We start from the raw sequence: 18,728 nt of genomic DNA, 5'->3' as shown, positions 1-18,728 counted from the left end.
GGAGGCCGGCGGCGAGGATGGGGATGACAATGTTCTTCCGTCGAACGAGCCGCAGCAAATCGTTCCAAAAGGCCATTGTCCCGACCAACCCCCTGCCAGTACGGGTTTGTCTCGCCATATTGCGATGCAGATGGCTTATCGTGTCCAGAAGGTGGGATGTTACGAATGGTTGGTGCATCTTGCCGCACGGCACCCTTCGCGAGACCATGTCGCCCGCCCGCCGAAGAATTCCTCGAGAGGTCGCCGGATGACGTCCCGAATTCCGGAAGAACGTTCCACAGCGTCCTTGATCGGCCGGGCGGAGCCGCCGATCGGCGTGGGCCTGCCGGTCTACAACGGCGAGCCGTACCTGGCCGGCGCGTTGCGTTCGGTGCTCACGCAGAAGGACGCCGACTTCGAACTGGTGATCGCCGACAACTGCTCGACCGACGGCACCGAGGAATTGTGCCGCGAGACCGCGCGGACCGATCCGCGCGTGCGGTACATCCGCAGGGACCGGAACATCGGCGTCACGGCCAACCACAACGCCCTCATGCACGAGACGCGCGGCGAGTTCTTCTCCTATGCCACCTCCGACGACGAATACCGCGAAGACCGGCTCGCCCTGCTCTCCGCGGCGCTGCGACGTCATCCCGAGGCCGCCGCGGCCCTCTCGGCCGTCGAGGAGATCGACGAGAACGGCCGGACGATCGGCTTCTGGCGGGACGAGTCGCCGACGGTCCAGCCCGCCCCGGCCGCCCGGCTGCGCCACCGGATGCTCAACTACGACGACACCATGCACTTCTACGGCCTCATCCGCCGCGAGACGCTGCTGCGGGCCAGGCCGCTGGAGCCGATCCTGCCCGCCGACCGGGTGATCATCGCGGGCTGGGCGCTGTTCGGGCCGCTCGTCGTGGTGGACGAGCCGCTGCTGCGGCACCGCAACCACCCGGGCAGCGACAGCCAGGCCAACCACGCCCGCCGGTACCGTGCCCGGGAGATGCCCGGTGACCAGCGCTTCTTCCTCCCCAACGTGGAGGAGGGCAGGGCGCTGCTACGGGTGATCCACGCCGCGCCGATGGGCTTCGGCCAGCGGTTGCGCGCCTACGCGGCGCTGCGTCCCTGGCTGGCCAGGAACGCCGTGCCGATGGCGCGCAACGTCGCCCATTCCGCGATCGACGTGGCGCGCAGCCTGCGTCCCCGGCGCGCGGACCCCGGGCCCTGACCGCCCCGGCTCAGCCGGCCGCCACCTCGCGGATCTGCCTGAACCGGGCGCGCGAGATCCCGACGACCACGTAGACGGCGAAGCCGGCCGCGCCCGCCGCCACGAGCTGCACGAGCACGACGGCGTCCGAGGTCAGCCCGGCGACGAGCCAGGCCGCCGCGCCGCCCGCCAGGCCGCCCAGCAGCAGCCGCGCGACGGGCGCCGCGACCGGCGCGATCACCACGCCCGACCGGTGCAGCTGCCAGGCCGCCACGGGCAGCCCGACCAGGAACGCGGCCACCACGTGCCCGATCGCCACGCCCCGGATGCCGCCCAGCTCGGCCCCCAGGTAGAGCGCGGGCAGCAACACGGCCGCCCAGCTCAGGTTCATCCACACGATGCGCCGGGTGACGCCGAGCGAGGTGAGGATGTCGAACGCCAGCGCGGTGAGCATGCGCACCACCATGAGCGCCATCAGGAAGGACAGGGCAGCCGCGGCCGGCAGCCAGCGGGGTCCGTACAGCAGGGCGACGAGCTGCGGCGCGAGCACGCCGATCAGCACCGCGACCGGCGTCACCAGCATGATCAGCATGGGCACGATCTGCTGGACGCGGTCGGAGAAGGCGGCCGGGTTCTCGTCGGCGACCCGGGAGAAGCCGGGCAGCGTGACGTGCCGAAGGGCCTCGCCGATCAGGCCGGGCACCCAGCTCGACACGTTCATGGCCAGCATGTAGTAGCCCAGCATGGTGAGGCCCAGCGTCCTGCCGACGATGACCGCGTCTGCGTTGAGCACCAGCGCCTCCAGCCCCAGGCTGCCGGCCAGCGGCACGCCGAAGCGCAGCAGCCGGCCCGCGATGGCCCGGTCGAAGCCGAGCCGGAAGGGCACCTTGGCCCACCACAGCACCAGCGCCCCGCTGACCAGCGAGTTGGCCACCGCGCCGAGGGCGAAGCTGTAGACGCCCGCACCGAGCGCCGCCAGCGTGATCGCCAGCGGCACCTGTACGGCGATGCCCATCATGTTCGCCTTGGCGATCATGTCCTGCCGGAAGCCGCGCAACATGATCGCGCTGCGGACGTTGACGAAGCCGTCGATGACGATGATCAGGGTGAGCAGCCGTACGACGGGGGTCGCCGACTCGCTGCCCGCCATGGCCGTGAAGAACGGCGCGGAGAACCAGAACAGCGCGTACACGGTCACGCTGATCGTCAGGACCACGGTGGTCGCGGTGGCCACCATGTCCTCCAGCCTGCCCCGCCACTGCACCACGGCCGCCACGATCCCGGCGTCGTTGACGTAGAACAGGAACTGGTTGGCCGAGAGCGCGACGGCGTACAGGCCGAAGTCCTCGCGCGCGAGGAGGCGGGCCAGCACCAGGCTCATGGCGAAGGTGGCCAGCTTCGAGGCGCCTCTGGCGACCAGCCCCCAGCGCAGCCCCCGGGCCGCCGACCCCGCCCTGGTGCTCTCGACCGGCTCACTCGTCATCCGCGACCCGCTCCAGCCAGATCTCCCGCCAGAACGGGAAGAACTCCCGGGGACAGTTGAGCGAGTGCACGCCCGCGCACACCACGTCCTCCAGGACGATGCAGGGCGTCTTCATCTCCAGCATGCGCCCGGTCCGCTCGTCCAGGCACCGCTCGACCCTGGCGCGCACCCGGGCGGTCGTGCCGCAGTAGCGGGCCAGCTCGGCGTCGAAGTTCATGCCGCGGTTGGACAGCTCCTCGTTGACGGTGGCGAGGATCTCCTCCCTGGACCGGACGCGCACGAGCTCACCGGGTCGCAGGTCGAGCGTTCTCACCGGGGTGCGGCCGCGCACGCTGCCGGTCATGTGCCCCCAGGGCCTGCCCTTGTTGATCAGGATCGCCGCAGGCAGCCGCTTCCTCGTGGCGTGCTGGAACCGGTTGTACAGCCCGATGGCGACGGCCCGCGCCGTCTGGCCGAGGCCGGCGTTGCCCGTGCGCACGTCGGCCACGAACTGCTTGACGTCGGCCATCGGCAGCGGCTGGGGCGCGGCTCTGAGCAGCTCGGTCGCCTGGCAGGAGTACCGTGCGCAGCCGTCTTCGCCGGGGGGCTTGCGGGTGTTGACCTCCAGCAGCGGCAGCAGCCGCGAGTCCGGCACGGTGTCGGGCGGCGGATCGCCCGCCTCGACCCGCCGGATCCAGGCCGTCTTCCAGTACATGGAGCAGGCCGTCTGGCAGCCGCCGTGCGCCGCGCCGTCGCAGCGCGCGGAGACCAGGTGCACGGCGTCCTCCATGCGGCGCAGGCCCGTCTTGTACAACGTGTCGCACAACTTGTGCGCCACCTTGTGCACGGTGAGGCGCTGGCCGCAGAACTTCACCATCTCCGGCATGAACGGCAGGCCGTCCAGCTCGCCGTTCTCGTCCAGGGTCGCGAGGATCTCGGCCTCGCCGCGGACCTCCACCAGGTCGCCCGCGCGCAGGCTCATTCCGTGCATTCCGCCACCAGTTCCGCCTCTCGTAGGCTCTGCGCGGCCTCGGCGATCGCGGCGAACGGCAGGCCGGACCGCTGGGCCACGTCGAGCAGCGTGTTGTCTCCGTCGGAAAGGTTCAGCACCCAGAGCATCGCCAGCTGCGCCTGTTTGGTGTCGCTGCGCCCGCCCAGCGCGTCGTACAGCCCGCGCCGGCCGAGCTGCGGCTCCCCGTACGGCCGGAGGTTGACGTAACGCCGGTTGCCTTCGAGCACCGCGAACGTCTCCCAGCAGGTCTCCAGCGTGTCCTCCAGCGACTCCGGCAGCACGAAGTCCGGGTCGTCGCCGGAGGTGTGGTACTCGGGATAGCTCGCGTAGGTCGAGCGGGTCAGGGAGCCGACCGGCAGGTCGAAGCCGGGCGAGCAGTACTGCCGCTCGTCGTAGCCGTACGGCGAGAAGTCGAGCGTGGAGTGCGGCCGGCCCGAGGAGGCCAGCACGTACGCCATCGCCCGGTCGATCTCGGCGTCGCCGCGCCTGCTGCGCTTGTAGGTGAGCGCGCCGGCGTCTCCCGCGCAGGCCAGCACCAGACCGTGCCGGACCCGCCCGGCCGCCTCCCGGTTGCGGGCCAGCCAGGTGATCGAGCCGATGGTGCCCGGCGCGAACAGGAACCGGTAGGTGTGCCGCAGGCGGGTCCCGGCCAGCCGCCGGGCCAGCCAGACGGCCACCGCGATGCCGGCGAGGTTGTCGTTGGCCAGCGAGGGATGGCAGGTGTGGCAGGAGATCAGCACCTCCTGCTCGCTCTCGCCGGGCACGACGTGCTCGGCGTAGGTGAGGTGCCCGTCGGCCAGCGTGGAGTCGATGACGACCTCGTAGTCGCCGTCCGCCAGGCCGTCCAGGGTCTCCTGGCGCAGGCAGAAACCCCAGTCCTCGGCCCAGTAGCTGGTCCGGTACGGGACGAGGTCCGGCTGGTCGGGCAGCGTGTGCAGGCGGCCGCGCAGCTCGCGCAGCGGCATCGTCGCCGAGACCGGGACGCTGTAGCCCACGACGTGCAGGTTGGACTCGGCGAAGTCGACGACCTTGCGCCCGGCGGGGTCCCGGACGTAGGCGTCCCTGATGTTCCACTCGCGTGGCACGTGCCAGTCGAGCACCGGGGTCCCGGTGGGCACCTCGTACACCTTCAGCGGCAGATGCTCGCCGATGACGTCGAGGGTGGCCCTGACCCCGTCGCCCGTGATGCTCCTGCACAGCGGGTAGAGGCGTCTCACCAGCTCGTGCATCTCCTTGCCGCTCACTGTGGCCGCAGCTCCCCGTCCACCGTGCCGTCGGCCTGCCGGTCGGCCAGCCGGGCCAGCCGGGTGAACCGCCGTTCGAAGCCCTGGCTGGTGAGGCCGTGGCGGCGGTAGGCGTCGATCAGCTCGATCGCGCCCTCCTTCACCGTCCAGCGGGCCTCGTAACCGGGGAGCGCGGCCCGCACCCGGGAGAAGTCCACCCGGTACGAGCGCGGGTCCGCCCCCGTCTCCCCCGTGATGACCAGCGTCGATCCCGGCACCGCCGCGACCACGGCGGCGGCGATCTCGGCCACCGTGACGTTGTTCTGCTCGCTGCCGACGTTGAACGCCCGCGCGTGCACGGCCTCCCGGGGAGCGGTCAGCGCGGCCGCGAACGCCTCGGCGATGTCGAGGGCGTGCACCAGCGGCCGCCAGGGTGTGCCGTCGGACAGCACCCTGACCTCACCGGACAGGTGGGCGTGCCCGACCAGGTTGTTGAGCACGATGTCGGCGCGCAGCCGGGGGGAGAAGCCGAAGGCCGTCGCGTTGCGCAGGAAGACCGGGGTGAAGTCGTCGTCGGCCAGGTCGAGCAGCGCGTCCTCGACCCTGACCTTGGACTCGGCGTACGGCGTCAGCGGACGCAGCGGCGCGTCCTCCGTCACCAGCTGCCCGCCTCCCGACGAGCCGTAGACCGAGCAGGTGGAGGCGTACAGGAAGCGCTTGGCCCCCGCCTCACGGGCCAGCCGGGCCAGCCGGACCGAGGCGTGGTAGTTGATGTCGTAGGTCAGCTCGGGCGCCAGCGAGCCCAGCGGGTCGTTGGACAGCGCGGCCAGGTGCACGACCGCGTCGAAGCCGGCCAGCGCCTCGGCGGGCACGTCGCGCAGGTCGGCGGCCAGCCCGAGCGGCTCGGGTGGGGGCGGGCCGAGCACGCAGTCGGCGAACAGGCCCGAGTCGAGGCCGGTCACCTCGTGCCCGGCCGCGGCCAGGACGGGGGCCATGACGGTGCCCAGGTAACCCTGGTGCCCGGTCAGGAGTACACGCATGTCCGGCTAGCCTCCGGCTGTGAGGTCGATGACGAGTTTGCTGGCGTGGAAGGCCTCGGCGTACCTGGCGCCGCACTCGATGCCGCGGATGCGGGCCAGGCCGATGAACGCCTCCGGGTCGTACCAGGGGCGGTGCCGCTGCGAGGGGTAGTGGCGCTGGAGCAGGGCGACCTTCTCCCGCGCAACCTCGGGGCGCAGCGGCTGGTAGAGGGAGGGACGTCCGAGGTCGCCGTCCCATTTGACGATCTCGTAGCCGAGCGTCAGGTGGTCACGGAAGGCGGTGGGCACGAGTTCGGCCAGGCCCCGGTGGTCCTGGTGGGCGTCGGCCCGGTGCGGGGCGAGGATCAGGTCCGGGTCGCTCGCGCGGCGCAGCTCCTCCAGCGCGTCCTTGGCCTCCTGCCAGTACGCGGGCAGCCGGCCGTCGGGCAGCTTGAGCACGTTCAACCGCAGGTCGGCGTCCGGGCAGAAGGCGGCCAGCGCCGCCCTCTCCTCCTCCTCGCGCCCGGTGCCGCCGCCGGACAGCACGAGCGCGTGGACCCGTAGTCCGGGGCGGGCCGCGCAGAGGGTGAGCAGGGTGCCGCCCGCGCCGATCGCGAGGTCGTCGCAGTGCGCGCCGAGCGCGACGACCTCGCCGAGGCGTGCCGGGAGGAGCCCGATCATCTCTCCCACAACGCCCACGGCCGGTCGCCGCGCGAGTAGGCCTCGTCCAGCTCGACGCGCTGGTTGACGGTGTCGGTCGGCCGCCAGTAGCCGCGGTGCCGGTAGGCCGTCAGCCGGCCGCGCTTGGCCAGCTCCACGCAGGCGTCACCGACCAGGTCGCCGTTCTCCGGCAGATGGTCGAAGACCTCCTGGCGCAGGACGAAGTAGCCGCCGTTCACCCAGAGCGGCATCTCGCTGACCGGGACGATGTCGCGGGCCAGCCCGTCGTCGGTGACGTCGATGCAGTGGAACGTGCCGGGCGGCGGCACCACCATCATGGACGCGCCCACGTCCGCCGCCATGAACCTGTCGACGATGTCGGGCAGCGGGGCGTCGGTGAGCACGTCCGCGTAGTTGGCCAGGAAGACGTCCTCGCCCTCCAGGTACGGGCGGACCCGGCGCAGCCGCTCCCCGATGGGCGACTGGATGCCGGTCTGGACGAAGGAGATCGACCAGTCCGAGGTGTCCTGGGAGAGCATCTCGACCTCGCCCTTGCGCAGCACGAAGTCGTTGGAGAGCGTCTCGCGGTAGTTGAGGAAGAACTCGGTGATGTGCTGGGCGCCGTAGCCGAGGCAGAGAACGAAGTCGGTGTGCCCGAAGTGCGCGTAGTAGCGCATCACGTGCCACAGGAGCGGGCGGGGGCCGACGAGCTGCATGGGCTTGGGCACGTCTCCCGGCGCGCCGCTGCGCATGCGGGTGCCGTAACCGCCGCAGAAGAGCACGACCTTCATGGCGCGACCTCCAGTGACGGGATGGGGAAGACCAGCCGTCCACCCCATTCGCGGACGTAGGAGAGTTGTTCGAGGAGTTCGGTCCGCAGGTTCCACGGCAGGACCAGCACGTAGTCGGGCCTGTCCTCGGCGATCTTGCTGGGCGGCAGCACGGGGATGCGCGTCCCGGGTGTGAACCTGCCGTGTTTGTACGGGTTGCGGTCCACCGTGTAGGCCAGCAGGTCGGGACGGATGCCGCAGTGGTTGAGCAGGGTGTTGCCCTTTCCCGGGGCGCCGTAGCCGACCACCGTCTTGCCCGACTCGGCCGCGTCGATGAGGAACCGCAGCAGGTCGCGGCGTACCTTGGCCACCCGCTCGCCGAACTCGGCATAGCCGCCGGTCTCCGCCAGCCCGGCGGCCTTCTCCCTGTCCAGCACGTCGGCGACGCGTGGCCCCGGGCCGGCGGCCGCCTCGGCGGGCCTGGCCCACAGGCGGATGGAGCCGCCGTGCGTCGGCAGGAGCTCCACGTCCACCAGGGTCAGCCCGCCCGTCGCCAGCGCCCGCCGGGCCGAGGCGACCGTGTAGTACTGGAAGTGCTCGTGGTAGATCGTGTCGTACTGGTTCAGCTCCATGAGCGTGAGCAGGTGCTGCACCTCGATGGAGACCCAGCCGTCGTCGGCGACGAGCGCGCGCAGCCCTTGCGTGAAGCCCACGATGTCGGGCACGTGCGCGTAGACGTTGTTGGCCACCACCAGGTCGGCCGGCCCGTGCTCGGCCCTGATCGCCGCCCCGGTCTCCGGGTCGAGGAACGCGGTGAGGGTGGGCACGCCCCTGTCCCTGGCGGCCTGGCCCACGTTCGCCGACGGCTCGACGCCCAGGCAGCGGACGCCGCGCTCGACGACATGCCGCAGCAGGTAACCGTCGTTGCTCGCCACCTCGACCACGAAACGGGGGGCCAGGCGGTCGAGCGCGGAGTCGGCGAACCGCCGCGCGTGCTCGACCCAGGAGGCCGAGTAGGAGGAGAAGTAGGCGTACTCCGTGAAGGTGTCCTCCGGCCTGATCAGCGGAGGGAGTTGGGCCAGCCGGCAATCGGTGCAGACCCGTAGGTGCAGGGGGTAGGTGGGTTCGGGCTCGTCGAGCTGTTCCTCGGTGAGGAACAGCTCGCACGGAGGCGTGGCGCCGAGATCGACGACGCTCGCCAGCCGGTCCGAGCCGCACAACCGGCACCGCCTCACCGGCCTCGACCTCTCTCACACTGGTACCGACGAGCCATGGTCCCTCCCCAATGACAGGCGTTCTGGATTCAGGTGAATTTCTGGGACGTGCGGTTCGGCGCGGTTCATCTGCCTTCTACGGCCGGGTGGCGAAGGAAATAAATTTCGCGGCCGGCGAGCACGACCGCGAATTCCGCGACGGGCATGCGGTGCCGGGTGCTCATTTGACGCCGGCCCCTTACCCGCGCCAACTGACATTTCGCGGCCATGACCACAGGCGTTACAGGCACTGGTCGGAACGTTCCCGCTGTGCCATCATCCGCCTCATGGACCCCCTTGATCTCGCCGGTGCCCGGCTGTTCAGCCCGCGTATCCACGGTGACCACCGCGGGTCGTTCCTTGAATGGTTCAAGAGGGACGAGCTCGACCGCCCCATGGAGGTGGCCCAGGCCAACTGCTCGACCTCCTTCAAAGGCACCCTGCGCGGCGTGCATTTCTCCAGCGTGCCGCCCGGACAGGCGAAATTCGTGACGTGCGTGTCCGGGAAAGTGCTCGACGTCGTCGTGGACGTGCGCACCGGATCGCCCACCTTCGGCCGTTCGGTGACCGTCGAGCTCGACGACCGGCGGCGGCAGGCGGTCTACCTCGCCGAGGGCCTCGGGCACGGCTTCTTCGCGCTCAGCGACACCGCCACGGTCGTCTATCTGTGCTCCACCCCCTACACGCCGAAGATGGAGCACGGCATCCACCCGCTCGACCCGGCCCTCGGCATCGCCTGGCCGGCTGGCATCGAGCCCGTCCTGTCGGAGAAGGACGCCGCAGCGCCCACGCTGGCGCAAGCAGCCGAACAAGGTCTACTGCCCTCCTACGCCGACTGCCTGGCCCATTACGGGGTTCCAACCGGCCAGCAGGTGGGGCCAGGCGGCGGATAAGGCGGCGCGCCACTCGCGCATCGGCGTCACCGTCCCCCAGGCGTCGTGGCCCAGCACGCTGTAGGCGGGGCGGGGCGCGGGCCGGGGAAAGGCGGCGGAGCCGACCGGCTCGACCAGGCCGGGGTCGGCCCCGGCCAGCGAGTAGACCAGCCGGGCCAGGCCGTACCAGCTCGTCCGGCCCGTGCTGGTCGCGTGGTAGACGCCGGGCGGGGCCTGGCCGCGGCCGAGCAGGATCAGCCGTTCGGCCAGGTCCGCGGTCCAGGTGGGCTGGCCGAGCTGGTCGTCGACCACCCTCGCCGGCCTGCCCGCCGCCGCCATCGCCGCCATCGTCCGGGTGAAGCTGCGCCCGCGCGCGCCGTAGAGCCACGCGGTGCGCACGACGTAGTGTCCGTGGCCGAGGGCGGCACGCTCACCGGCCAGCTTGGACCTGCCGTACGCGTTGATCGGGCACCCCGGGGCGTCCTCCGCGTACGGCGTGCGCGCCGTGCCGTCGAAGACGTAGTCGGTGGAGGGCTGCAGCAGCCGCGCTCCCCTCTCCGCGCACACCCGGGCGAGCCCGGTCACCGCGGTTCCGTTGACGGCCATGGCCCCGGCCTCGTCCGCCTCGGCGCCGTCCACGTCGGTCCAGGCGGCGCAGTTGACCACCACGTCGGGCTCGGTCGCGCGCACCGCCGCCGCCACCGCCGCCGCGTCGCACACGTCGAGCTCCGCCCTGGTGAACGCGGCCACCCGCGTGTCCGGCAGGGCGCGCAGCGACCGCGTCAGGTCGTGGCCGAGCATCCCGCCCGCCCCCGTCACCAGCCACGTCAGGGCGGCGCCGGGCGCCGCCTGCTCCGGCGTCACCTACGCCCACCAGGCCCGGTTCTCGTGGTACCACCGCACGGTCTCCTTCAGGCCCTGCTCGAAGGAGACCTGCGGGCGGAAGCCCATCGCGCGCAGCTTGCGGTCGTCCAGCGAGTAGCGCCGGTCGTGGCCCTTGCGGTCCTCGACGTAGGCGACCAGGTCCCAGCTCCGGCCGCAGGCTTCGAGCAGGCGGCCGGTCAGCTCCTTGTTGGTCAGCTCCGCCGTACCGGCGATGTGGTACACCTCGCCGGACTCGCCCGCCTCCGCGACCAGGCGGATCCCGGCGCAGTGGTCCTCGACGTGGATCCAGTCCCGGACGTTGCCGCCGTCGCCGTAGAGCGGCACCTTCCTGCCGCGCAGGAGGTTGGTGATGAACAGCGGGATGAGCTTCTCCGGGTACTGGCGCGGGCCGTAGTTGTTGCCGCACCGGGTGACGCTGACGTTCAGCCCGTGGGTGACGGCGTACGCGCGGGCCAGCATGTCGGCGCCCGCCTTGGACGCCGCGTACGGCGACCGGGGCTGGAGCGGCGCGGACTCGTCCCAGGAGCCGATGTCGATCGAGCCGTACACCTCGTCGGTGGAGACGTGGACGACCTTCGGCACCCCCGCCTCCAGGCACGCCTGCAACAACGTCTGGGTGCCCAGGACGTTGGTGCGCACGAACTCGGCCGCGCCCGCGATCGACCGGTCCACGTGCGACTCGGCGGCGAAGTTCACCACCAGGTCGTGCCCCGGGACGACCCGGCGCAGCAGGTCGGCGTCGCAGATGTCGCCGCGGACGAACGCGTGCGGCACCCCCTCCAGGTTGGCCAGGTTGCCGGCGTACGTGAGCTTGTCGAGCACGGTCACGTCGGCGTCACGCAGCCCTCGGACGAAGTGGGACCCGATGAATCCCGCCCCTCCGGTCACCAGAATCCTCTTCATGTACCGATCCGCACCTTGCTGTGATCGCCCAGCACGAGACGGTGGGCCTTGGGTGTGTTGAGTGAGGCGGTCACCTCGACGTGGTGGCCGATCAGCGAGGACTCGATCCTGCCCACCCCGGTGAGGGAGGCGCCGGGCATCACGATCGAATACTCCAGCTCGCTGCCGCTGACCAGGCAGTCGGCGCCGACGGACGTGAACGGGCCGATGTAGCTGTCCGCGACGCGGGTGCCCGGCCCGACGATCACCGGGCCGACCAGGCGGGAGCGCTCCACCACGGCGCCGGCCTCGACCACCACCCGGCCGACCAGCTCGCTGGCCTCGTCCACCAGGCCCTCGGCCCGCGGTTCGAGCGCTTCGAGCACCAGCCGGTTGACCTCCAGCATGTCGGTGACGTTGCCGGTGTCCTTCCAGTAGCCGGTGATCACCGACGAGTCGACGGCCATGCCCGCCTCGATCAGCCACTGGATGGCGTCGGTGATCTCCAGCTCGCCCCGCCACGACGGCTTGAGCTCCGCGACCGCGGCGTGCACGGCCGGGGTGAACAGGTAGACGCCGACCAGGGCCAGGTCGCTCTTGGGCCGGGCCGGCTTCTCCTCGAGGCCGACCACCCTGCCCAGGCCGTCCAGCTCGGCCACGCCGAACTGCGTGGGATCGCCGACCCTGGTCAGCAGGATCTGCGCGGCCGGCCGCCGGGCGGCGAACCTGTCCACCAGCGCGCCGATCCCGCCGACGATGAAGTTGTCGCCCAGGTACATGACGAAGTCCTCGTCGCCCAGGAAGTCCCGTGCGATGAGCACGCCGTGCGCCAGCCCCAGCGGAGCGCTCTGACGCAGGTAGGTGACCTGCAACCCGAACGCCGAGCCGTCGCCGACGGCGGCCTCGATCTCCGGCTGGGTGTCGCCGACCACCAGGCCGACCTCCTGGATGCCGGTCTCCGCGATCGCCTCCAGGCCGTAGAACAGCACCGGCTTGTTCGCGACCGGCACCAGTTGTTTGGCCGAGGTGTGGGTGATGGGCCGTAGCCGTGTACCGGATCCTCCGGCGAGCACGAGCGCCTTCACTGCTAGTAAGCCCCTTCTCCACGGGTGACGACTGACCAGGTCTTCCAGAGGATCTGCAGGTCGAGGATGAGCGACCAGTTCTCCACGTATCGCAGGTCGAGACGGACGGACTCCTCCCAGCTCAGGTCGGATCTGCCGCTGACCTGCCAGAGACCGGTCATGCCCGGCTTGACCACCAGGCGGCGGCGCACGTCGGTCCCGTACCTGGCGACCTCGTCGGGCAGCGGCGGTCTCGGGCCGACCAGCGACATCTCACCGCGGATGACGTTGAGCAGCTGGGGGAGCTCGTCCACGGAGTACTTCCGCAGGAACGCGCCCACCCGGGTGATCCGTGGATCGTGCCGCATCTTGAACAGCACGCCGTCGAACTCGTTCGAGTCGAGGAGTGTGCCTTTCAGCCGCTCAGCGTCAGCCACCATCGTACGAAATTTCACGACCCTGAATTCGGCGCCGTCCTTGCCGATCCTGGTCTGCCGGAACAGCGCGGGCCCGTCGCTGGTGCTCCTGATCAGCAGCGCGACCAGCAGCAGCGGCACGGCGAGCAGGAGCAGGGCCACGCCGGCGACCAGGCGGTCGAAGACCGACTTGACGAAGCGCCTGGCGCCGTCGAACTCCGGGTGCTCCACGTGCATCAGCGGCATGCCCGCCACCGGCCTGATGCTGATGCGCGGCCCCGCCACGTCCAGCAGCGCGGGGGCGACGAACAGGTCGGTCCTGGTCGGCTCCAGGCTCCAGGCGAGCCTGCGCAGCGCGGCGCCGTCCAGCTCGGGACAGGCCAGCACCGCCACCGCGTCGGCGCGCGCGTCCGCGACCACGTCCGCCACGTCGTGGAACGAGCCCATCACCGGGACGCCGTCGAGGTCGATGTCGGGATCGCCGGTCGGCAGGCAGGCTCCCACCACCTCCATGCCGTGATAGGGCTGGCGGCGGAACTGCACCATCAGGTCGAGGATCGAGTCCCGATGGCCGACGGCGATGACCTGGCGCATGTAGTCGCCGCTCACTCGCCGGCGGTGCAGGTACTTGCGCATTCTGTAGCGGAAGTACAGCGTCGAGAGCAGCGCCATCGGCAGCATCGCCATGACGAAACTCCGCGCGACGGCGGTCTGCGTGGCGTAGGCGCCGATCGCCACCGCCGCCATGAGGCCGATCCCGCCGTTGAAGACCGCCTTGAACTCCTCCGTTCCTTCTCCGTTGGCCCGCTGCCGGTAGGCGCCGCCGAACACGAGCGCGACCGGCCAGGCCAGTACCAGAACGAATCCGAGCACGAACTCCTCGAAAGGAACGTACGCGTCGTCGAGCGCTCGAACTCCAATCACTCCGACACACGCCGCGAAAGCGCAGGTAGTGTCCCCGAGCAACAGAAGTCGCGAGTAGGCCCGCGTCCAGATGCTGGACGGATGACGCGGTACGGCCTCAAGGAGCACGACAGCGGACTCCCCAGTCCCCACCCTCATAGAAACCACCCTGATGACTCCGTACACCGCTGTACATGACGTCTCTTGAGCCACATGGGTTGACATAGCCCATGTCTGATCAAGGGCGGCGGCCCCCACTAAAGGGTAAAGATCAATCCGAAGCAGGGAAATACCGAGCAAATGTCCACAATCGGACGAAGGTTAGTTGACAAGAGACCTTGACGGAACGGTCCAAAAATGCAACGCCCGCGAGGGGTAAATGTGAGGTTTAAGGCAATATTTCGGCTGGTGACGCCATAACGGCCTAGTCGTACTCCAGGTCCGGAAGCGCGCTGGGCGGGTCCGGGCTGCGCCAGACGACCACGACGGCGTCGCCGGCCGAGTCGGCCGCCAGGCGGAGGCGATCGACGTCGAAGTCGGGCAGGTACCTCAGCCGGGCCAGGAAGGTGGCGTCCGTCGCGCTGCGCGGGACCACGCAGCCCTCGCCGTCCCGATCGAGCAGGATGTAGTGGATGTCTTCCCCGGAGGCGGCGACGACACGGATCTCGACCACGTCCTCCCACGCGAGGGCTTCGACGCTCCCGTCCGCGTAGTGACGAGTGACGCCCTCTTCAGTGACATACACGTAGGAGTCCGGCATCGCATTGCCGTGCATGGGCGCGATTCTTGCGAGTCGCGGGCGGATCACGCAAGGGTTCGTCCTGAATGCCCCGTCCGAAGGACGGTCAGCCGTCCGTTTCCTGCCCCCACGAGTGGTTGAGGTGCGCGGCCACCGCCGCCCGCGCTGCGTCCTGCGGCCCGTCGGCGACGGCGTCCAGCAGGGCGCGGTGCTCGCGGACCAGCACGTCGCGGTCCTTGTACACCTGCTTGAGCCGCACCAGGCCGAGCCTGGTCTCGGCGGCGAGACCAGCGTAGAGACGTTCCAGCCGGGGGCTGCCCACGGCCTCGATGAGCGCCTGGTGCAACGCCATGTGCTCGGCCACGACCGCCGACCACGGCGCCTGCTCCGGCAGGCCGTCCATCCTGCGCAGCGCCGCCTCCGCCGGCTCGACCCGGCGTCCCGCCACGGCCCTCGCCATCAGGTCCTCCAGCGGCCGGCGCACGTACATGAGGTCGTCCAGGTCCGAGATCGTCACCTCGGGGACATAGGCGCTGCGGTTGCGCTCGCGCCTGAGCAGCCCCTCGTGGACCAGCATCGCCAGCGCCTCGCGAACGGTCGGCCGCGCGACGCCGTACGCGGCGGCGATCTCCTGCTCGGGCAGGGAGGTGCCCGGCTCGAACTCGCCCGACAACACCCTGGTGCGCAGGGCGTCGGCCAGCGCGTCGACGGCGGAGACTGGTTTGAGGGACAACGTCACGGCTGTGACTCTAACGCCCCCGCCCGCGCCTTATCCGGTACGGCCACCGCGACGAGCCCGATCGCCATCAGCACGAGCCCCGCGACGGGGACCAGGCCGAGGTGCTCCCGCAGCACCACGACGCCGAGGAGCGCCGCGACCGCCGGCTCGGCGAGGGCCAGGGTCGCCGCCGTGGCGACCGGGGTGGTGCGCAGGCCACGGCCGTACAGGAAATAGGACAGTGCCGTGGTTCCCAGGCCGAGATAGGCGACGGCGATCAGGCTCTCCGGCTCGGCCAGCCACTCGGCGCCGGTCAGCAGCAGGACCGGCAGCATGATCAGGGCCGCTCCGCCGAACAGGACGCCCATGACGGCACCGGACGCCGCGCCCCCGCTGATGGCCCGCGCCGCGGTGACGGCGTAGAAGGCGTAGAGCAGTCCGCCGAGCAGGGCGAACGCGACCCCGATGACCACCTGACCGCCCGCCACCTGCCCGCCCGCCGGGTCGCCGCCGACGATCAGGGCCGCGCAGCCGCAGACGGCCGCGGTGGTCGCCAGCGCCCACCGCGCGTCCGGCTTTCTGCGGTGCAGCAGCCAGGACAGCAATCCGGTGAAGACCGGCCCGCTCCCGATCGCCGCCACCGTTCCGATGGCCACGCCCGTGCGGCTGACGGCGGCGAAGAAGCACAACTGGTACGCGGCCACGGCGGCAGCGGCCAGCAGCAGGGAAGGGGTGATCGTGCGCCGCAGCCCGGACCCGGCGAGCAGGGCGAGCGCCGTGCCGCCGACGACCAGCCTGGCCGCGGCCAGGGCGACGGAGTCCGCGGAAACCAGCAGCCCCGCTGTGCCGGCCGTGCCCCACAGCACGGAGGCGGCCACGACGGCGAGAGGACCGTTCTTCATGCCAGACATTGTCTGACAACTATACAATATCCTCCAGTAACTGGTCGATCAGCCGGCCCGACGCCGCCGCCACCTCCCCCGCGTGGTCCTCCAGCACCGCCAGCGCGTCCTGGATCGCCGGCGCGCTCGCACGCGGCAACTCCAGCAGCACCTCGCTCTCGACCGTCACCGAACCGTCCACGTGGAAGGCGTCGCCGGCGACCGCGACGGAGACGGCGAAGGACACCTCGCGCCCGTCGGGAAGCGTGAACACGGTTCCGACCCTGACCCCGGCGGGCGGGACGAAGAAGGAGAACGGGGTGCTGCACACGAAGGGGTGCCGCGACTCGGCGAGAACCACCGCGGCCCGGCTCAGAGTTTCCAGCAGGCCAGCCGCGGCCAGACTCTCTCCATTCACGTCCGAAAGCCTAGATCAGGGCGCGCCACGCCGACCACTCGCGTCCATTCGCATGCGCGCCGGCCCGGAATACCGGCCCTCGGCGTCCGTTTCCGTCGGGCCGCGGGGAACGAATGGAACCGTCCGGAATTCCGCTGCGCCGGCCCGCGGGCGCGTGACCGCATTCACGGCCGCCGGAGCGATCCCGCGATCACGGAAAGCCATGCGCCGCGCCATATTCGCCCGTGGATTGCCGGGAACCTTTTCGCGCCGACGGGAAAGGCGCGGCCGAAAACCGCGAGGCAACCGTTTTCCCGTGCGGTCCGTGCCATAACACTGCCTTACTCGCGGCGCGAGTTACGCAGTTGTTATCTCTTTTCCCCTTGCTCGCCAATTACGGGCTGATCAGCATCGGCTTCTGGGCGCGCAACGACGGCCCGGAGGACCTGGTGGGGGGAGAACACATGCGCAGAAACGCGTTCACGTCCTTATCCGTTCGGCTGACTGCCTTGGCCGTGGCACTGGTCACGCTGATCCCGATGACCGGAGCCGGAGGCACCGCCTCGGCCACCACGGCGGGCGACCAGGTCATGCAGATCGTCGCGCACGAGGACGACGACCTGCTGTTCATGAACCCCGACATCCACGACTCCATCCGGTCGGGGCAGTCGAGCGTGACCGTGTTCATCACCGCCGGCCAGCTCACCGGGCTCGGCAGCACCGACGAGCAACGCGCCCGCAACCGGCAGCGCGGCATCCAGGACGCCTACGCGCGCATGGCCGGGGTGCCCGACGCCGATCCCCATGACCAGGAGGAGTGGAGCCGCGACGCCTGGTCGCTGGCCGGCCGCCAGGTCGAGAGGTACACCCTCACCGCCGAACCACGGGTCCAGCTCGTGTTCATGAACCTGCGCGACGACCAGCTCGGCTGGTTCACCGTCGTGGACGACTTCGTCGATCACACGATCATTCCGCAGGGCAGCCTGGTGACCCAGTCGTACACCTACGCCTACGACGACGTGGTCGCCGTACTGCGCGGTCTGATGCAGCATTACCAGCCCACCGTCCTGCGGGCGATGGACCCGATGCCCGACAACCGCTACAACCCCGGGCACGGCGACCACGTGGCGTCCTCCGCGTTCGCCTCGGCCGCCGCCGCCTCCTACGGCGTGCCGCTCGTCGAGGTGAACTATCGCGACTACAACATCTCCGACGTGCCGGTCAACCTGTCGGCGGCCACCGTCACCCGCAAGAACACCGTCCTGCAGAGCTACTTCCAGTACGACCCCTTCGACCCCGACGGGTGGGAGTCGCGCATGTACTACCGGTGGGCCCGCGGAACGGCCTGGGCAGGGCGGAACGCCGACGGCCGGCCCCAGGTCTTCGTGGTCCGCAGCGGCGTGGTGAGCACCTACTGGCAGACCGCGGCCGGGCAGTGGGGCGGCCCCGCCGTCCTCGGCGGCGCGGGCGGCCCCCTGAGGCCGGCGGTCAGCGTGGGCGTCAACGCCGACGGCCGCCTGCAGATCTTCGCCCAGCGGCTGTCCGACCACCACGTCGTGTCCCTGAGCCAGACCACCGCCGGCGGCTCCTGGGCCGCCACCTGGAGCGACCTCGGCAACCCGGGCACGGGCGCCCCCGAGCAGATCGGCGTGCCCGCGGTGGCCGCCAACGGCAACGGCCGGCTGCAGATCTTCGTCAAGAACGGCGCGGGCGGCGTCAGCACGCGCACCCAGTCGGCGGCCAACAGCGGCACGTGGGGCTCGTGGACGACCCTGTCCGGCGGCGGCACCGACATCCAGGACGGGCTCACCGCGGTCACCAACCCGCAGGGCCGCATCGAGCTGTTCGCCGCCAGCAGGACCCGGATCGTGCGCTGGTACCAGGCCATACCCGGCGGGGCGTTCGTCGCCGACACCCTGCTGCCGTCGATGACCCCGGCCAGCCCGCCCACGGCGGCCCTCGACCAGGCAGGAAGGATCGAGCTGGCCTATCGCCGGGCCGGCACCGCCGAGCTGGTCGTGACCAAGCAGACGACGGCCGGCGGCCCCTTCACCCTCGCGCCCGTCGTCATCGGGAGCGAGGACGGGGTGGGCGAGCCCGAACTGGTCACCACCCCGCCCGGCCCGGACGCCAGGATCCTCATGTTCCACCGCAACGCCGACGCCGGGGTGAGCATGGCCAAGCAGGTCAGCCCCAACGGGACGTACGGCGGGTGGAGCAGCCTCGGCGGCGCCATCACCGACTATCCGGCGGCAGCCCTCGACCAGGCCGGCGGCGTGGTGCTGTTCGCCGTCGGCACCGACGGCAGGCTGCACCTGCGCGAGCAGACCGCGCCCGGCGCCGACAGCCCCTTCGGCGTCTGGCAAACACTTCCGTGACCCGCCGTCCG

At 70.8% G+C, this 18,728-nt stretch carries 18 protein-coding genes; 3 read left to right on the top strand and 15 right to left on the bottom strand.

Annotated features, from left to right (window positions below):
- Window positions 1–247 precede the first annotated feature (247 nt).
- Window positions 248–1,204, top strand: coding sequence for a glycosyltransferase family 2 protein (locus tag ACFYYW_RS25040; protein ID WP_387651940.1), 957 nt, complete (start codon window positions 248–250; stop codon window positions 1,202–1,204).
- 10 nt (window positions 1,205–1,214) lie between these two features.
- Here the strand turns inward: ACFYYW_RS25040 and ACFYYW_RS25035 are convergent, their stop codons facing one another.
- From ACFYYW_RS25035 to ACFYYW_RS25005, 7 genes are read right to left on the bottom strand one after another with little or no spacing between them, the layout of a single operon-like run.
- The gene (locus ACFYYW_RS25035; RefSeq protein WP_387651938.1) at window positions 1,215–2,666 is read right to left on the bottom strand and encodes an oligosaccharide flippase family protein; all 1,452 of its coding nucleotides are present in this window, start codon (window positions 2,664–2,666) and stop codon (window positions 1,215–1,217) included.
- Window positions 2,656–3,636 (bottom strand): hypothetical protein, encoded by a 981-nt coding sequence (locus ACFYYW_RS25030; RefSeq protein WP_387651936.1) that lies wholly within the window; start codon window positions 3,634–3,636, stop codon window positions 2,656–2,658. The genes ACFYYW_RS25035 and ACFYYW_RS25030 overlap by 11 nt, the downstream gene beginning before the upstream one ends.
- Window positions 3,624–4,901: a DUF4910 domain-containing protein gene (locus ACFYYW_RS25025; protein WP_387651934.1), complete on the bottom strand. Its 1,278-nt coding sequence runs from the start codon at window positions 4,899–4,901 to the stop codon at window positions 3,624–3,626. Before ACFYYW_RS25025 ends, ACFYYW_RS25030 begins: the two co-directional genes overlap by 13 nt.
- Window positions 4,898–5,920, bottom strand: coding sequence for an SDR family oxidoreductase (locus ACFYYW_RS25020; protein ID WP_364419655.1), 1,023 nt, complete (start codon window positions 5,918–5,920; stop codon window positions 4,898–4,900). The genes ACFYYW_RS25025 and ACFYYW_RS25020 overlap by 4 nt, the downstream gene beginning before the upstream one ends.
- A gap of 6 nt (window positions 5,921–5,926) precedes the next feature.
- The gene (locus ACFYYW_RS25015) at window positions 5,927–6,580 is read right to left on the bottom strand and encodes a PIG-L deacetylase family protein (RefSeq protein WP_387651932.1); all 654 of its coding nucleotides are present in this window, start codon (window positions 6,578–6,580) and stop codon (window positions 5,927–5,929) included.
- Entirely contained in the window at window positions 6,577–7,350 is a 774-nt protein-coding gene (locus tag ACFYYW_RS25010) for a glucose-1-phosphate cytidylyltransferase (RefSeq protein ID WP_387651929.1), read from the bottom strand. The genes ACFYYW_RS25015 and ACFYYW_RS25010 overlap by 4 nt, the downstream gene beginning before the upstream one ends.
- Window positions 7,347–8,564, bottom strand: a complete 1,218-nt coding sequence (locus ACFYYW_RS25005) for a class I SAM-dependent methyltransferase (protein WP_387651926.1) — start codon at window positions 8,562–8,564, stop codon at window positions 7,347–7,349. The genes ACFYYW_RS25010 and ACFYYW_RS25005 overlap by 4 nt, the downstream gene beginning before the upstream one ends.
- 50 nt (window positions 8,565–8,614) lie before the next feature.
- Between ACFYYW_RS25005 and ACFYYW_RS25000 the strand changes: the two genes are divergently transcribed.
- The gene (locus ACFYYW_RS25000; RefSeq protein ID WP_387651923.1) at window positions 8,615–9,475 is read left to right on the top strand and encodes a dTDP-4-dehydrorhamnose 3,5-epimerase family protein; all 861 of its coding nucleotides are present in this window, start codon (window positions 8,615–8,617) and stop codon (window positions 9,473–9,475) included.
- Here ACFYYW_RS25000 and rfbD read toward each other — a convergent pair.
- From rfbD to ACFYYW_RS24960, 8 genes are all read right to left on the bottom strand, one after another.
- Window positions 9,398–10,318: a dTDP-4-dehydrorhamnose reductase gene (gene rfbD, locus ACFYYW_RS24995; protein ID WP_387651920.1), complete on the bottom strand. Its 921-nt coding sequence runs from the start codon at window positions 10,316–10,318 to the stop codon at window positions 9,398–9,400. The genes ACFYYW_RS25000 and rfbD overlap by 78 nt on opposite strands.
- A complete protein-coding gene (gene rfbB / locus ACFYYW_RS24990; RefSeq protein WP_387651918.1) occupies window positions 10,319–11,242 on the bottom strand; it encodes a dTDP-glucose 4,6-dehydratase in 924 nt (307 codons plus the stop codon). It lies immediately after the preceding gene.
- A complete protein-coding gene (locus ACFYYW_RS24985) occupies window positions 11,239–12,306 on the bottom strand; it encodes a glucose-1-phosphate thymidylyltransferase (RefSeq protein WP_387651914.1) in 1,068 nt (355 codons plus the stop codon). Before ACFYYW_RS24985 ends, rfbB begins: the two co-directional genes overlap by 4 nt.
- Before the next feature lie 2 nt (window positions 12,307–12,308).
- On the bottom strand, window positions 12,309–13,763 hold the full coding sequence (locus ACFYYW_RS24980) for a sugar transferase (protein WP_387651911.1): 1,455 nt from the start codon (window positions 13,761–13,763) through the stop codon (window positions 12,309–12,311).
- A 265-nt stretch (window positions 13,764–14,028) separates the two neighbouring features.
- Window positions 14,029–14,379, bottom strand: coding sequence for a hypothetical protein (locus tag ACFYYW_RS24975; protein WP_352322218.1), 351 nt, complete (start codon window positions 14,377–14,379; stop codon window positions 14,029–14,031).
- 70 nt (window positions 14,380–14,449) lie between these two features.
- Window positions 14,450–15,082 carry a GntR family transcriptional regulator gene (locus tag ACFYYW_RS24970; protein ID WP_387651908.1) on the bottom strand — a complete coding sequence of 211 codons (633 nt, stop codon included), beginning with the start codon at window positions 15,080–15,082 and terminating at the stop codon, window positions 14,450–14,452.
- Entirely contained in the window at window positions 15,079–15,963 is an 885-nt protein-coding gene (locus tag ACFYYW_RS24965; RefSeq protein WP_387651906.1) for a DMT family transporter, read from the bottom strand. Before ACFYYW_RS24965 ends, ACFYYW_RS24970 begins: the two co-directional genes overlap by 4 nt.
- Before the next feature lie 19 nt (window positions 15,964–15,982).
- A complete protein-coding gene (locus tag ACFYYW_RS24960; protein WP_387651903.1) occupies window positions 15,983–16,360 on the bottom strand; it encodes a hypothetical protein in 378 nt (125 codons plus the stop codon).
- A gap of 518 nt (window positions 16,361–16,878) precedes the next feature.
- Between ACFYYW_RS24960 and ACFYYW_RS24955 the strand changes: the two genes are divergently transcribed.
- Complete coding sequence (locus ACFYYW_RS24955) at window positions 16,879–18,717, top strand: PIG-L family deacetylase (protein WP_387651900.1); 1,839 nt, start codon at window positions 16,879–16,881, stop codon at window positions 18,715–18,717.
- Window positions 18,718–18,728: the final 11 nt, after the last annotated feature.

It is taken from the genome of Nonomuraea sp. NPDC001831, from assembly GCF_042892035.1.
In the GTDB taxonomy this organism is placed as follows: Bacteria; Actinomycetota; Actinomycetes; order Streptosporangiales; family Streptosporangiaceae; genus Nonomuraea.
Note: the sequence above shows the minus strand (reverse complement) of the source record. Positions and strands in the feature narration are given on the sequence as shown.

Excerpts from the sequence above, each read along its gene's own strand:
- ACFYYW_RS25010 (WP_387651929.1), bottom strand. The coding sequence starts at position 7,350 with ATGAAGGTCGTGCTCTTCTGCGGCGGTTACGGCACCCGCATGCGCAGC.
- ACFYYW_RS25035 (WP_387651938.1), bottom strand. The coding sequence starts at position 2,666 with ATGACGAGTGAGCCGGTCGAGAGCACCAGGGCGGGGTCGGCGGCCCGG.
- ACFYYW_RS24975 (WP_352322218.1), bottom strand. The coding sequence starts at position 14,379 with ATGCACGGCAATGCGATGCCGGACTCCTACGTGTATGTCACTGAAGAG.
- ACFYYW_RS25015 (WP_387651932.1), bottom strand. The coding sequence starts at position 6,580 with ATGATCGGGCTCCTCCCGGCACGCCTCGGCGAGGTCGTCGCGCTCGGC.
- ACFYYW_RS24955 (WP_387651900.1), top strand. The coding sequence starts at position 16,879 with ATGACCGGAGCCGGAGGCACCGCCTCGGCCACCACGGCGGGCGACCAG.
- ACFYYW_RS25000 (WP_387651923.1), top strand. The coding sequence starts at position 8,615 with ATGACAGGCGTTCTGGATTCAGGTGAATTTCTGGGACGTGCGGTTCGG.
- ACFYYW_RS24965 (WP_387651906.1), bottom strand. The coding sequence starts at position 15,963 with ATGAAGAACGGTCCTCTCGCCGTCGTGGCCGCCTCCGTGCTGTGGGGC.
- ACFYYW_RS25030 (WP_387651936.1), bottom strand. The coding sequence starts at position 3,636 with ATGCACGGAATGAGCCTGCGCGCGGGCGACCTGGTGGAGGTCCGCGGC.
- ACFYYW_RS24980 (WP_387651911.1), bottom strand. The coding sequence starts at position 13,763 with ATGAGGGTGGGGACTGGGGAGTCCGCTGTCGTGCTCCTTGAGGCCGTA.
- ACFYYW_RS25040 (WP_387651940.1), top strand. The coding sequence starts at position 248 with ATGACGTCCCGAATTCCGGAAGAACGTTCCACAGCGTCCTTGATCGGC.
- rfbB (WP_387651918.1), bottom strand. The coding sequence starts at position 11,242 with ATGAAGAGGATTCTGGTGACCGGAGGGGCGGGATTCATCGGGTCCCAC.
- ACFYYW_RS25020 (WP_364419655.1), bottom strand. The coding sequence starts at position 5,920 with ATGCGTGTACTCCTGACCGGGCACCAGGGTTACCTGGGCACCGTCATG.